This window comes from Shewanella sp. Choline-02u-19, assembly GCF_002836205.1.
GTDB lineage: Bacteria > Pseudomonadota > Gammaproteobacteria > Enterobacterales > Shewanellaceae > Shewanella.
Map to the genome: position 1 here is coordinate 2,148,850 of NZ_PJBE01000013.1, position 16,071 is coordinate 2,164,920.

Sequence of the window (16,071 nt, forward strand, 5' to 3'; positions counted from 1 at the left end):
AGGCTTTAACTGATTTATGATGAATAAATAATGGAACGCAAAATTATGGATATCAAAACTAGAAGCTCAAAACTCAGTTTGATTGCACTCGCTAGTACAGCTTTGTTGTTTGGTTGTAGTGATGGCAATGACGGTGCCGATGGTGAAGATGGCGTTATTGGCGTCAATATTGAAAACACCTCTACTGTAATGGCTGAATTTACCAGTGCCACTGTTGAAGAAGGCGCTGTGACTGTAAGTTTTAACCTAGAGAATGCCAATGGTGTCGCCGTGCTCGGGCTAACAAAGGATTACGATCTCAGGTTTGGTATTGCGCAGCTTGCCCAAGTGAGCGAAACCCTCGGCGAAGTAGAGTATAACCGTGGCTATCAATGGCAATCCTATATCAATGTGTTAAAAGAACCTGGTGACCTACCGGATGATACATCAGGGCTAATACCATCAGCCCAATATCAAGCTAATGTAGAAGCGGCAAGTAGTTGTGAAGACTGCTTTGTCGACAATGGTGATGGTAGCTATAGCTATAGTTTCATGCAAAATATTAGCAATGTAACAGAGCCACTCGCCGTTACTTATGGAGAAGACAATACTCACAGGGCCACATTGGAGCTTAAACTGCCCCAAGCAACGGCTAATGCACATCATGATTGGCAGCCCTCCTCTGGTGAAACCACAGGTATTCAAACTAGAAATGTGGTTAACATTACAGCATGTTATACGTGTCACCAACCTGAAAGCCTCGAACTACATGGCGGCAGAAGAGTTGACTTAGAAAATTGTGCCAGTTGTCATACCGCAACCAGTGGTGATCCAGAAAGTGGCAACAGTGTTGAGTTCACCTATATGATCCACGCGATTCATAAAGGACAAGATAGGGAGACAAGCACTCCAGATGGGCTCGTTCCCGCCCCTTATAAAATCGTCGGCTACGGCGGTAGCTTACATGACTACGGTAAAGTCATGTTCCCACAAAAACCGGCAGCCAATTGTGCCTCGTGTCATGTGGAAGGCGATGGTGCGCCCGCTAATGCAGACTTATTTAAAGCTGATCTGAGTAACAATGCTTGCGTAGCGTGTCATACAGAAAAACCCTCACAATCTCACTCAAGTACCAACTGCGTATCTTGTCACAACGCAACAGATACCTATCCTGGCACTGGCAGTGCAGAGAAACGTCATGGCGATGTATTAAAAGCCTACTCGGATGCAGAAGCTATGGGGGTGACGTTCAGTAATATAGGCCTAGATACTGCTGGTAAACTGATGTTTGATGTCCAGATTACCGATGCGACTGGCGCAGCGGTTGCTGGCGAGTTTATTAATCAAGGTACCCGTGTGGTGGTTGCTTGGGACAGTGATAAAGACTTCCCAGCTTATGCAGATGCATCATACAGCAAGCGACGTTTTAAGCTCCAAGATGGTAGCTACGATGCCACAACGATGACCTTTAGCATTGTTGCGAGCACCTTTGATATGCCTACCAATCCCGATGGCAAAACCTTTGAGCTATGGTCAGCAGTTGAAGTCTGCTTTAACAATGGCGGTTACGCCGTGGCTGAAGTGGTAATGACAGCTTGTTCAGATAAGACACGTTCTGTAGCCGTTAAAGAGCCGCCATACCACTTTGTTTGGTCAGGATCAGGCATCGATGGAGACGCCCAAGCTGCGATGCGTCGTTCTATCGTTGACACAGCAAAGTGCCAGAGCTGTCACAATCAAGAAAATCATCATTATAACAATGGTTATAACTGTCAGACATGCCACACCTCAGACAAGACCACCAAAGGGGATGATAGCTTCCCTGGAGGCATGAAGCCGACCAGCTTTGCCTATAAAGCCCACGAAGCAGAGGGACATTATCTTAAATATGCGGGTGTACAATCTGGTACCGTTCTCAAAACAGACTGCTCAACCTGCCACACCGATGATGGCATCCAGCTAGGTCGAGCAACCGATCGTGTATGGCGTTATGGCGACACTACGACCGGAGTCGATATTTGGGTATCATCTGATGCTGGAGCTTGTTTAAGTTGTCATCAGAAGTACCTAAGTGATTCAGGCGCAAGTCATATCACCTCTAATGGCGGAATTTTAGATGGTATGGATGCCGATGACGTTAGAACTCGCTCAGCAGAAGCGTGTGCGACTTGCCATAATCCAAGTCAACTGCTTGAAGTTCACGGCAACTAATATGTTGATCATCTAGCAATTAAAAAAGGAGGCTTAAAGCCTCCTTTTTTACTCTCAGATAGTCTTAAGCACGTATTGAGTCATTGGTTTCCGTGATGTTTTGCGATAAGTATCATCACTCAATTGCCTATCCACCTAGGATGGTGTTAATAAGACAGTTCAAGACACTTACCCATCACGAGGAGCTAACGTATCACATACAAGTTAACGCCGAATGTAACTGCAACGTTAAAATTACGAACTAAAGATCGCCATAAAAATTGATTTAAATCAACAACTATCGTGAAACCATCTTCAACCTTCAGCTAAAATTAAGCTTTGGCGAGCCAAGCTTAACCCATTATTAATCCTCTGCCCTGCAACGCCACAACTACCTGTTAAATAACAACTTAAAAAACAATTAACATTTTATAACGACTAAAAGATATACCTCACATTTAGCTGTATTGATTTATAGCGAGCTACCTCTTTTGGGTAAGATCAAGGTGAGGAAGCCCCTCACGCTTAAGAGGTAAAAAACCTCACAGCAGATAAAACCTATGCAGGGAATAAAATGATGATAAATCGGTATAAATTAGCAGCAGCTGTGAAATCAGCAATCGGCATTAGCGCACTCTCTTTTGCGCTTGCGGGTTGTGGCAGTGATGGTGAAAATGGTGAAGATGGCAATAATGGTGAGATTGCATTGCACATTAACGATGTAACCGCAGTTAAAACCCAAGTTGAACTTGCCAGCTACGATGAAGCAAACTCCACCCTTACAATAGAGTTTAACTTTACTAACCTAAACGGCGTTGCCGTTACCGGACTAGAGGAGCTAACCGATCCATTCCGCGTTAGCTTTGGTCGTATGGGAACGCGAGCAGAAGCATTTTTGCCTTACGAGATCACCGATTCAGAAGGTAATAGCAGCACTGTAGATTCACGTGCCGATGGTGAGCGTGAAATTTGGCTGTCATATCGTAACAAGCAAAATGACACATTGGTCACTGGAACAGATAACTGGCGCCCGAACCGTAATTGCCAAGAAGGACTAGAATGTCTTGAGTATCTTGGTAGTGGTAAGTACCGCATTACAGCGCCCGATATCATTGATACTAAGAGCCTAGATTACGGTTACGATGCCACTCAGGTTCAAGGTGTATACCTAATGACCTATGGCGCTGGTGCCAATAAGGTTAAGCATGTTGAGTCATACTACTGGGAGCCAGCGACAGAGCAATCGGTTAGCTCACCTAAGTTAGTACTAGAAAGCCAAACGTGTACCAGCTGCCATGTTGGCGAAGACCACATCCGTCATGGTAACTATGGAAATACGGCCGATGGTTGCCTGTTCTGCCACACTGACTACACACAGTATTCTGGTGCAGGCACAGATGAAGAAGGTAATGAAGTTAACTTCACCGTCGATGGATCCATTAAAGGACTGGTTCACGCTATTCATACTGGTGCGACAGAAAGTGATCGTCGTGCATTAGGTAAGTTTGACACTGTCATTGGAAACGCCGCTAAAAACCCTGTTTTTGGCTATAAATATGACCGGACTACACAAGTTGATGAGGAAGGCAATCCGTTAAAGCCAATCAACTACCCTGCCGCTACCGCCAACTGCGAAAGCTGCCATGTGCAGTACACTGAAACAGCAGAAACACTGCCTGAAAATGTAACGGTGCACGCGCTAGATTGGTTTAAAGATATGGATGCCGATAGCTGTCAAAGCTGTCACGGCGATTACCACTACGGTGGCCGTACTACAACTGATGACAGTGGCACCGCATATATCGGTTGTGTCGATTGCCATACCTCAAACGATGGTAACACTCGCGGTGGCGCCTTCCGTCACTTCGCCGGACACGACAAAGAAAGTCGTGAATCTGCAATTGAAGCCGGTAAGCTCATCGAAACAAGCTACAGCAATATTGTGTGGAATACAGAGGTGGCAGAGCTTAGCTTCACCGTCAACTTAATGATGGGTGAAGAAGTTGTTAGCGCTAGTTACGTACCTAGACTGACGATTTATGCCAATGCTGTTGATGCTGTTAAGCCGGACGCTTTTTTAGCATCACGCGCTAGCAGCACTGTAACTGCAAATGACGATGGTAGTTTTAATGTTGTCGTTGATGCAACACCTGCTGGCTATACGTTACCAGCATTAGCTAAGGCGATTGACAATGGCGCAGACTTGGCGCTATCAGCAAGCTTCAGTGCCTGCTTCAAGAATAAAGCGTCAACCTTGGTTGAACTCGATTCTGAGGGCAACTGCAGTGGGATCCTTAGCGCCAATGCAGCAACAACTGAGTTCTTAAAGCTTGATGGTACTGCAGGGGTCGAACGTGCAAGTGCGGTAAATTATGACAACTGCGCAAGCTGTCACAACAATGACATGGTCGTTCGAAAAGGCGCTAGTCACTACCGAAACGCAGACCTTCACACTTGTGCACAGTGTCATGAAGCGGGTGATTACAATAGCATGATCGTCCGAGTTCACGGTACATTCGGTAAAGCTCATGGTCGTGAAGATGTCCAGTCTTTAGTCGATACTAAAACCTGTACCGCTTGTCACGATAATAGCGATTACAGCTTAGAGAATGCACGTTCAACACCAATGCGCTGGAACCGTAAAGACGAAACATTCTCTAGCCCACAAGCTGGGGTTTGTGCATCGTGTCACGTATCTAGTAGCTACGATATCGGTGGCGGTAAAGATTCAGCCAAATCACACATCGAGGGGATGGGTGGCGTAGTAGCTGGCACTTATACAGAAGCGATGCTGAATAGCGAATCATGTCTAACATGTCATAATGCAGAAAAGGTCGCAGAGAACCACATGCTTAAATAATTTAAGTATGTTGACACCGACTAACACTCTCAAAAAGTGGTAGAAGGTACTACAAATACAAAGGATGAGGAACTCGCTTTCTCATCCTTTTTTTATTTTTAAGCTACTATTTTGCTCCTATTAAAAATCCACCTCAGTAACACTTTATTTATTTGGTGACAGCGACTTAAATACTGTTACTACATCCAACACCAAACCAACAGAGCATCAACATTCCGCCTTTTTAGGTCGCCTCATTCTTAATCAAAAATTAAAATAGTCCTAAAAACGCACTTTTTTGTATACCCCTAAAGAAATAGTCAGATCTTAATCACATAAAGCGGCTAAAACACCTGCTAAAAACCTCCCGCTTCGTTAGCCTTAGAGATGGAAATAAAATTCCGCACACTAATTGTGGGTTAATGAGATTTGTTCTCAACTTATATCTATTTTGGTGATGATTAAAAAACTATTGCAGGGACAAAAATGATGAAATTTTTCAACTTAAGCGCAACTTCAAAAGCGCTACTGACAGCCGGAGTGCTTTCACTAGCAGTTTCTGGTTGTGGTGGTGATGATGGTAAAACTGGCGAAGACGGAAAGCCAGGTCCAGTTGGCACACCTATCGGGTCAGTGTCACATGTACAAGCTGATATTACTTCAGCTAGCGTAAGCGAAGACGGTTTCTTAACCTTAAATTTCGATTTGGCTGATGCCAACGGCGCAGCTGTATTTGGTTTACAACAATCAGATGTAGGTACAGTTTCATTCGGCCGTGTGGGTACTGAAGATGAAGTAGCTGGCACCGATATTGAGGGTTCACCAAGAGATATTTGGTTGAGCTACTTCAACAAAGACAAAGGTGAAGGTTACTTTACGGGCTCTTCATACTTCAAAGGTAAAAACTGTGAAGACTGCTTAGCCGACAACGGTGATGGTAGCTACACACTAGTATTAAACCAAGCCATTGATACTTTGGGTAAATATGCCTACTCTCCAGACGCCACTAATGGTGTTTACCTAAGTGTTAAATCTGCTAACGACGCAGGCGCAAATCTAGTTAACAATACTTTCTACTATTGGCAACCAAGTTCAGATACTGAACAAGCTAGACCAAAAGCAGTTATCGCTAACGAAACCTGTCAATCTTGTCATCGTCCAGGTCAAGACGGCACACTCGCGAAGCACGGCGGTAGAAACGTCACTTTAGAATCTTGTACTTTCTGTCATGCCGATTACAACTCGTACATGAAAGATGAAAAAGATGAAGCTGGCAACGTTACTGGTTCTGTCGAATTTGACGGTTCAATTAAAGCAATGGCTCACGATATCCATAGCCATTCTTTCTATGCAGATAATGGTATTTATCCACAAATCGCATCGAATTGCCAAACTTGTCACCAACCAGACGAAAATGTCGCAATGGCTGATGCATGGAAAGCTGATTTAGATACGGCAACTTGTATGAGCTGCCACAACAGTCCATATGCAGTGCCAAGCTGGCACTGGGATTCTGAAAATGATCAGATAGCAGAAAGCAAAGCAAACTGTGTATCTTGCCATAATGACCCAGATGGTCAACGTGGTGCAGAATCTGCTCACTACCTAAAAAATACTACCGCGCAAGCAGCTGAAACTAAAGTAACGTTCAACAGCATGACTTACAGTGCAGCGACTAAAACTGTTACTGCAAACATGACTGTCACCAACGGTGATAACACTATTACTTTAGCGCAAATTGACCCAACTCCATATAAATATGGCGGATCTACAAGTGCTATCGTATTTAACGGTGTAGTCAATGATGACTTTATCGTTAACTATCAGAAAGTAGGTTACAACCTATTTACCGAAGGTGCAGATAACACCATCGACATTACTATTCCTGATGTATCTTTGATGCAAGATGGTGATGATTCTCATAACTTCTTCAAAGTTGAAGACGTGATGAATACTGCCGATGTTACTGTTGCTCTTAGCAGCCAGATCCACGTTTGTTTTGACAGTAAAGGTACTGTAGAAGACTGTGATGTGAGTGATGACGGTAAAACGGCATCAAACTCAGGTCCATATGCAGTTTCAGACACCGCTTACTTCAACGTAGCAGGAACTGTAGTTGACTCATCTCCACGTACTCAACATGCAGAAATGGTCGCTTGTCAGCAATGTCACACCACTGATATTAAGCATCGTTTCAGTAATGACATGGATGGTTGTGCAAGCTGCCACAACGGTACACGTGATAGAAAGACTTCTAGCTCTAACTTAGCGGTTATCGTACATAGCAAGCATTACCTTTATGACAGCTCAGGAGATCTCTTCTTCAAGAAGACTGAGTGTCAATCTTGCCACGGTGAAGATGGTTACTCACTAAGCAAAATAGTCAGCGATGCTACACCAGTTGCTTTTGGTAAAGTAACAACAGGTGTTGATGCCGACGGTAAGCCAGTTTATGGGGATGAGCAACTTGTAGTCTCTCCACAAACAGCAGCGTGTGTTAGTTGTCACGTAGCGCCATATGGCTTGAACACTTCTACAGCTTCTCATATCCAGTCTATGGGCGGAATATTATTAGAAGAAGGTGTTGCGCTTACAACATTGGGTATCCCTGCATCAGAATACGAACTGTTAAATGTTCAAGAAACTTGTTCAACTTGTCACAATGACAGTCAGCTACTTGAAGCACATGCAAACTGGGGCAGCAGCCACTAGTTTAAACGTGAATATGTAAACTGAAATACCACTAAAAAGGGAGGCTTAGCCTCCCTTTTTTAATGAGAGTCATTCTCACATCATCAATACTCATTTTATTACATATTTCGGATATTTATCGCGCATTTATTGATATTGATTCGGCTTTAGCAACCCTCACCAATACCTCTTTAGAAATAGAAAGATCCACGTCACACATTGGCACCTGCTATGCAGATTTTCGCCTTGCATTACGTTAGCCTTTCATTGGGGAATCTTATTTCCAGCATTGACTTAAACGGCAATTAAAAAATTACAGTCGGTCTACATAATCGGACCACACGTTTAGGCAGTGCCAAAACCTATGCAGGGAAAAAATGATGAACGTAAATAAATCTAAAATTGCGCTGCTCCTAGCAGCAAGCGCTGTATCAATGGCCTTAACCGGCTGTGGCGGCGATGATGGTACTGACGGTAATCCTGGCAACCCAGGTGGCCCAGCAGCTGACTACATCAACACACTAAACCTAAAGGTCACTGATGTGACTTATAATGACGGTGTGCCAACAATCAATGTCTTCGCAACCAATGAAGACGACCTACCCGTTGTTGGTCTTAAAGCTCTTGAAGTGAAAAATGTAGATCAACTTATCCCTCAGGGCGCTACTGGTGCGGGTAATAGTGCACAGTGGCAGAGGATTGGAAACCAAAAAGAGTTTATTGACCTAAAAAATGGTAACTACACTTTCACTATCGATGTTGTAGGTTATAACGCTGAATTAACTCAACGTTACAACGTTATCGCCAGTGCTTCGACACTGCAAGATGGCGTCACATCCGTGCCGCGTACAGAGCTGTCACAAGACTTCTCTGGTGAAGGTTATGAGCCGCTTTACACTAAGAACATTGTTTCTCAGAAAGCCTGTGCGAAATGCCACGCTGAAGGTGAGCCGCTGACTCGCAGACATAGCACGTATATCAACCAAGAAACCTGTGCGACATGCCATGTTCCAGGTAGCTATGGTATGTCAGAAGAGAAAGAGTGGAATCACCTGATCCACAATATTCACAACTCCAATAAGAGCTTCGAAAGCAGAGGCTACATCTTTGATGGGGTAAAAGCTGAAAGTCTGATACAAAACGACTGTCAAACTTGTCACGTTGCGCCAGAAGAAGATAGTGGCGAGCTAACGGAATGGGGCAACTGGTCAAGTATGCCGACCATGCAAACCTGTACAAGCTGTCACACTGGTATCGATTTTGTCGCAGGTAAAGGTCACTCACAACAGGCTGACAACTCAAACTGTGTTGCTTGTCATAATGCAAGCTGGACTGAAGAGCTACACACTAGCAGCTTCGGTGACACTAAAGCGCTAATCGACACTTACGGCATCAACGTTGCGTCTACAATTGATAGCACAACTCAAGCGGCAACAATTAGTATTCAAGTTGTTGACTCTAGTGGCGCTGAAGTTGATATCAGCACCATCCTGCCAATGGTGCAGCGTTTTGAAGTTATCACTAACGTCGGTCCAAACAACGTAACCCTAGGTTACGGTGGCAAAGACTCTATCAATGCGATTAAGAACGGTGTTGTTGATACTAATGCCGCTATCGAAGATGGTAAGTTAGTCTACTCAACAACTAAAGACCTTAAGCTTGGCGCTGTTGGCGCTGACGACGAAACAGCCTTCACCTTTGTTGGTTGGGCTATGTGCTCTGCTGACGGCGAATTTGTTAAATGTGATGATCCTGATTTCGATGGTAATGACACTGACAAATACACAGGTATGAAAGCCGATCTTGCTTTCGCTACCCTTTCTGGTGAAGCGCCAAGTATGCGTCACGTTGACTCTGTTAACTTTAGCGCATGTGCAACATGTCATAGTGCTGAGTTCCAAGTCCACAAAGGTGGTCACCATGCTGGTTTCGTTATGTCAGAGCAACTTTCTCATAGCAAAGATGCTAACGACCAACCGATCATCGGTGTAGATGCTTGTGCAGCTTGCCACACTCCAGACGGTACCTATGCTGGCGGTGTAAACATGGGTGCATTGGAGACTAAACTCCATAAGACTCACAGCCAAGGTGATTACGCGGTAATCCCAGGAATGAACTGTGACCAGTGTCATAACGATTTCAACCGTGATGCCTTTAAGAAAAAAGGCGCGATTGCAACTGCTGGTGGTCAATACACTACGCCTATCGCGGCAACTTGTGCTTCTTGCCACAGCTACAACATGGACAAGTTCAAGACACACGTTGAAGGTCAAGGTGCATTAGTCAACGTATCTAAAGAGGAAGCGACGAACGCTGCTCAACTAGAAACGTGTTTCTACTGCCATGCGCCAACTCCAGCGGATCACACTGCGGTTAAGATGTAATTTGTACACCACTTAAAACAACTTTGAAAATTAAAAAGTGTTGAAATCGGGGGGGAGTCCTCTCCCCCACTTTCACTAAGTTTGTGCAAGTTTAGGAAATCGATTATGAAGATCACCAAGAAACTAAAAACCTTACTTCCAGCGCTATTAGCATCGGCAGTACTTTCACTTAGCTTTGCTCACACTGCAATGGCTTCTAAGTGGGATGCGAAGATGAGCCCTGATGAAGTTGAAGCCACACTCGACAAGAAATTCGCCGAAGGCAAATACTCGCCAAAAGGCGCAGACTCTTGCCTTATGTGTCACAAGAAGTCAGAAAAAGTCATGGCCATCTTTGACGGTGTTCACGGTTCTATAGACTCAAGTAAAAGTCCGATGGCAGGCCTTCAATGCGAAGCGTGTCACGGCCCAATGGGTAAACATAACCGTGGCGGCAACGAGCCGATGATCGCTTTTGGTCCAGACTCTACGCTAATTGCTGAAAAGCAAAACAGTGTTTGTATGAGTTGTCACAAAGATGACAAGCGTATGGATTGGAATGGTGGACACCATGACAATGCTGATATTGCTTGTGCTTCTTGTCACTCAATTCATGCAGCCAAAGATCCAGTATTATCAAAAAATACTGAAATGGAAGTCTGTACTAGCTGTCATACCAAACAGAAAGCCGACATGAACAAACGCTCAAGCCACCCAATGAAATGGGCCCAAATGGTCTGTAGCGATTGCCATAACCCACATGGATCAATGAGTGATTCAGATCTCGTTAAGCCTAGCGTTAACGAAACCTGTTACTCATGCCACGCAGAGAAACGTGGCCCAAAATTGTGGGAGCATGCACCCGTTACTGAGAATTGTGTTACTTGTCACAACCCTCACGGCAGTGTAAATGAAGGCATGTTAAAAACGCGTGCTCCGCAACTGTGTCAACAATGTCATGCCAGCGATGGCCATGAAAGCAGAGCTTACATGGGCAATACAGGACAAGGTTCGAGTGTCGGCGATAATGCCTTTACTGGTGGCCGCAGCTGTCTAAACTGTCATAACCAGATCCATGGTTCAAACCATCCATCTGGCAAGCTGTTCCAGCGCTAACGGAGACGAGAAGATGAAATTCAAACTAAATTTAGTCACCCTCGCCCTACTTGCAAGTGCTGGTGCAATTGTACCTAGCGTCGCAATAGCAGCTGACGGTTACGGTATTCAAAATGCGAATACCACTAAAGTAAAATTCGATAAATGGGCTTGTAAACGTTGTGCAGTCGAAACCGGTTATAGCGGCACTGTGGGTGTCGGTGTAGGTTACAACGACAGTAGCGATATTCATTCAGCAAATGCGTTTGCCGCTGAAGATGAATTCGCAGCTAAAGTTGATGCTGACCTTAAATACTCAGGTAAAAGCGGTTACCAAGCCTCTATCGAAGCTGATAATCTCGGCATGGAAAATGGCCGAGCTGATATCAATGTCGGCAAAGCGGGTCAATACAATCTAAACCTAAATTATCGCCAGATTGCTACCTACAAAACGGATAGCGCCATGAGCCCTTACCAAGGAGTTGGCAGTGATAACCTAACCCTTCCTGGTGACTGGGTAAACGGCGGTAGCACTGCGGACATGACCAACTTGAACTCAAGCCTTAACCCGCTTGAGCTATCGCTAAAACGTAAGCGAGCTGGGTTAGGTATTGACTACGCGTTTGTCAATCAGCAGGGTGAGTCTTTATGGAGCACCTACATCAATTATATGCGTGAAGACAAAACCGGCCTTAAACAAGCTTCTGGTAGCTTCTCAAATCAATCGATGATGATTGCTGAACCTGTTGATTACTCGACTGATACGCTTGAAGCGGGTATTCGTTTTGGCGGTGACAATTGGTTTACAGCGCTAAATTACAACGGCTCTATCTTTAAGAATGAGTACAGTGAGCTGTCTTTTGATAATGCCTTTAGCCCAACGTTTGGCGCACAAACGACCGGCTATATGTCACTTGATCCAGATAATGAAGCACACACAGTATCGTTAATGGGTCAATATGTAGCAGGCAAAACGATCATCAATGGCCGAGTTCATTATGGTCAAATGACGCAAGACCAAGACTACAGCAGCTCAGGCTACGGCTATCAAATGCCGACAGAGTCACTCGACGGTAAAGTTGAAACCACGGGCGCCACACTTAAAGTTGTGTCACGTATTACTCGTCAACTGCGTTTAAACGCGAGTTACGATTACAACGACCGTGACAACCAGACCAACATTGAAGAGTGGACGCAAATAAGTATTGACTCAACAACGGGTCAAGCAGCTTACAACACGCCTTACGACATCACCACTCACAAAGCTAAGTTAGGAGCTGACTACCGTCTTGCTCGTGGCCATAAACTTGAAGGTGGATTTGACTACCGTAAAGATGAGCGTAACTACCAAGACCGCGAAACCACCGAAGAAAGCACTGTTTGGGCGAAGTACCGCGTCAGTGCCTTTGATAAGTGGGACATGTGGGTTAAAGGCAGTTATAGCGACCGTGATGGTTCTGAGTATCAAGCATCAAAATGGACTTCAAGTGAGTCAAACGACTTGCTGCGTAAGTACAACCTAGCGGATAGAAGCCGTACTCAAGTTGAAGCCCGTGTTACACACAGCCCAATTGAGACGCTGACTATCGACTTTGGTGCGCGTTATGCGCTCGACGATTACAGCGACACACAAATCGGCTTAACTGAATCGAAAGATATGAGTTACGATGCAAGTGTCAGCTATTTGCTCACTGAAGACATGACATTGACGGCGTTCTACAACCGTCAAAACATCGATTCAGATCAAGCAGGTAGCACCAACTTCTCTAGCCCAAATTGGTATGGCGTTGTTGAAGATCAAGTCGATGTGGTTGGTACCGGTTTTAGCTACAACAACCTTATGGAAAAGAAACTGCGTTTAGGTGTTGATTACACTTACTCAGATTCGAATAGTACCACCCAAGTTACCCAAGGTATTACGGGTGATTACGGCGATTACTATGCCAAAGTCCATAACGTTAATGTTTACGCTTTATACCGTGCAACGGACAAGATGGACGTACGCGTAGACTATAAGATGGAAAATTATAAAGATAACGACGCTGGCAATGATATTGCGCCAGACGGGATCTGGAACGTGTTAAGTTTTGGCAGTAACAGCCATGACTACAACGCGCACCTCATCATGCTTAGCATGAGCTACCGTCTGTAGTCGTTAGCCTTTCGTTAAAAACCCGCAATCGCGGGTTTTTTTATGCCTCTAAAATAAGGTTTATAGCCTGACGTAGATCTAAATCTAACGATTTACTCGGCTTTCATCTTGAAGTTAGGCTCACTTTAAGCGATTGTAAGCCATCTCTTCGATTACTAAGACTCCCGATGACCCGTATGCCCTCTTTGCTCAAGCCTTTTCTCTGTTTATGTCTGTTAGCGCCTATGCCTGCATTCGCGTTTCAATCCGACACCACCAATATATTAATGCTGGCAATCTCGCTTGGCGGCTTTTGTTTTTTTAATCTGCTGTTAACTGGCTTATTCTATTTCACAGGTCAATACCACAGCAGACGTTTTGCCAAAATCCATACACTGATCTCGCTGTTACCTGCACTATTAACCTTTATATTAGCAATAACTTACATCGAAGGCGCCGGTGCTATTTCACTCAATATCGGTGTGATCATTGTCAGTATTGCGTTGAGTATACTGCCAGTACAACTGAGCCCGACAGCTAATGCACCTACTGATAAAACACCGTTAATTCTCGCGACCGTCGCATTATTGATCATGGTTGTTGCCTATTATGCCGCGCCACTGACCATATTTGCCTTGGCCATCGCTCATGTTGCAGCGTCAAGTCGTGGCACGCTAAGTGTCAAACTGCTGAGCTACGCTACACTCATCACAGGCTACAGTTATTTAGGGTATTGGGCTTATCAAATTGCGCTGCACAGCTAAATGCATCGTCACTGAGTCCGCCTCCACTTATGCGAGAAAATGCTAACCTCACCAATTTACTTAGCCAAGTAAAGCAATGTCAGCTTTGTGCTAAGCACTTGCCGTTTGCGCCCAAGCCTATTGTGCAACTTGCCAGCAATGCAAAAATACTGATTGCTGGCCAAGCGCCAGGGCAAAAGACACACCATAAAGGGCATCCTTTTGACGATGCCAGTGGCGAGCGTCTCAGGCTTTGGCTAGGGGTTACGCGAGAGCAATTTTATAACCCCGATCTGTTTGCCATTCTGCCGATGGGGTTTTGTTTTCCTGGCAGTTACACAACAACCGATAAGAAAAGTGGCGATAAGCCACCTCGTCCCGAATGCGAAGCTGCATGGCGACAACCTTTGCTCAATGAACTACACAATGTTGAATTAACCCTACTGGTGGGCCAATACGCTATTGAGTGGCATCTAAAGCGCAAATTAACCGTCACCCACGCAGTAGAACAATGGCAAACCTTATGGCCACACACGTTAGTCATGCCTCACCCAAGCCCAAGAAACAACATTTGGCTAAAGCGTCACCCCGAGTTCGAACAACAAATCATCCCCAAATTGCAGCAACGTGTCGCCACGCTTATCAGTCCAGAGCAAACCTAAACCGTTCAATTACAGCTCAGTTTAATTAGGGGTATCAATGTATTTTTTAGATGGCTTACTTGCCAAACAGATAGTCAATCGCACCATGAAAATCATTGGTCACAACATCAATGTAATGAATAAACACGGCATTATATTGGGCTCAGGCGATCCCCATCGAATTGGTGAGGTGCATGAAGGCGCATTACTGGCCATTAGCCAACAAAGAACCGTTGCAATTAGCCATGCAAGTGAAGACACCTTACAAGGCGTCAAAGCGGGGATTAATCTGCCTCTGCATTATAAAGGCGACATCATTGGTGTTATTGGCATCACCGGTGACCCCAAAGAGCTCGGTCATTACGGTGAGCTCCTTAAAATGACCGCCGAAATCATTGTTGAGCAAGCCAACTCCCTTGAACTGGCACAATGGCAATACCGTCAAAAAGAGGAGTTGATCATCGATTTGATTAAGTCCGACGGTGCATTTACCTCACATCAGCTAAACTGGGCGGCGCAGCTCGATATCAACTTAGACACCCCTCGTGTTGCGGCCATTATTCAGGTGCAAGCGGACGAAGAGGAAACCTCGGCTAATTCGATGCTAAAACAGATATTGCACTTACTGGAAAATCCGTCGCGCGGTAACTTAGTCGCCATGACCTCAATGACTGAGCTGGTGATCCTCAAACCTGCTTTTCTTGATGGACAGAAGTGGGATGCAACACTTGAGAGTGAGCGTATTGATCAGCTTATCGCTCGTCTACCGAGTGAAATGAGAAAACGATTAAAAATATCCCTCGGGCATTTCTTTGTGAAACCACAAGAAATTAATCGCTCCTACCAAACCGCTTTAGAGACTCTTTCTATCGGTTCTCAAATGCGCCCTGAGCAGAGTAAATATCTTTATGAAGATTTCTCTCTGTTAGTGCTGTTATCTTCCCTCAAAGATAACTGGCGTGGGCAAGAGCTAGTAAGCCCATATCAATCATTAATCAGTGCCGATAAAAATGGTCAACTGGCTAAAACGTTGACCTGTTACTTACAACATTTTGGCGATCAACAGCAGTGTGCCAATGCGCTGTTTATTCACCGAAACACCTTACGTTATCGACTCGAAAAAATTGAAAAAATCACCGGCAGTAATTTACAGAAATTGGATGGTCTACTGCAGCTCTACCTAGGGCAAGTGATGTTAACCACCCGATAATAGGCTGATGACTCATGTTGCATATCATTCGCTTTGGCTATATGACCTAAACATCAGCCTCAAAGCAAAAAAATGTTCAATTGAACAAGAAAACATTTATTTTTAGATATATATTTGTGCATTCAACCAAAGATATACATCCCATCGAACCGCATAATAGCTAAGCCTGAAATCCTATGACCTCGACTC

Annotated in this window: 9 protein-coding genes; all 9 read left to right on the top strand. The window is 44.7% G+C overall.

Going from position 1 to position 16,071, the window contains the following annotated elements:
* Positions 1–30 precede the first annotated feature (30 nt).
* Positions 31–2,190: an OmcA/MtrC family decaheme c-type cytochrome gene (locus CXF83_RS16130; protein WP_101093609.1), complete on the top strand. Its 2,160-nt coding sequence runs from the start codon at positions 31–33 to the stop codon at positions 2,188–2,190.
* Positions 2,191–2,776: 586 nt separating this feature from the next.
* Complete coding sequence (locus CXF83_RS16135; RefSeq protein WP_157822950.1) at positions 2,777–5,029, top strand: multiheme c-type cytochrome; 2,253 nt, start codon at positions 2,777–2,779, stop codon at positions 5,027–5,029.
* Positions 5,030–5,494: 465 nt separating this feature from the next.
* Positions 5,495–7,720, top strand: coding sequence for an OmcA/MtrC family decaheme c-type cytochrome (locus CXF83_RS16140; RefSeq protein WP_101093611.1), 2,226 nt, complete (start codon positions 5,495–5,497; stop codon positions 7,718–7,720).
* A 359-nt stretch (positions 7,721–8,079) separates the two neighbouring features.
* On the top strand, positions 8,080–10,083 hold the full coding sequence (locus CXF83_RS16145; protein ID WP_332871145.1) for an OmcA/MtrC family decaheme c-type cytochrome: 2,004 nt from the start codon (positions 8,080–8,082) through the stop codon (positions 10,081–10,083).
* Positions 10,084–10,188: 105 nt separating this feature from the next.
* Positions 10,189–11,178, top strand: coding sequence for a DmsE family decaheme c-type cytochrome (locus CXF83_RS16150; RefSeq protein WP_101093613.1), 990 nt, complete (start codon positions 10,189–10,191; stop codon positions 11,176–11,178).
* A gap of 13 nt (positions 11,179–11,191) precedes the next feature.
* Complete coding sequence (locus CXF83_RS16155; protein ID WP_101093614.1) at positions 11,192–13,309, top strand: MtrB/PioB family decaheme-associated outer membrane protein; 2,118 nt, start codon at positions 11,192–11,194, stop codon at positions 13,307–13,309.
* A 167-nt stretch (positions 13,310–13,476) separates the two neighbouring features.
* On the top strand, positions 13,477–14,052 hold the full coding sequence (locus tag CXF83_RS16160) for a hypothetical protein (RefSeq protein WP_101093615.1): 576 nt from the start codon (positions 13,477–13,479) through the stop codon (positions 14,050–14,052).
* 29 nt (positions 14,053–14,081) lie between these two features.
* Positions 14,082–14,693, top strand: a complete 612-nt coding sequence (locus CXF83_RS16165) for a uracil-DNA glycosylase family protein (protein WP_101093616.1) — start codon at positions 14,082–14,084, stop codon at positions 14,691–14,693.
* 37 nt (positions 14,694–14,730) lie between these two features.
* Positions 14,731–15,882 carry a sugar diacid recognition domain-containing protein gene (locus tag CXF83_RS16170; RefSeq protein ID WP_101093617.1) on the top strand — a complete coding sequence of 384 codons (1,152 nt, stop codon included), beginning with the start codon at positions 14,731–14,733 and terminating at the stop codon, positions 15,880–15,882.
* Positions 15,883–16,071: the final 189 nt, after the last annotated feature.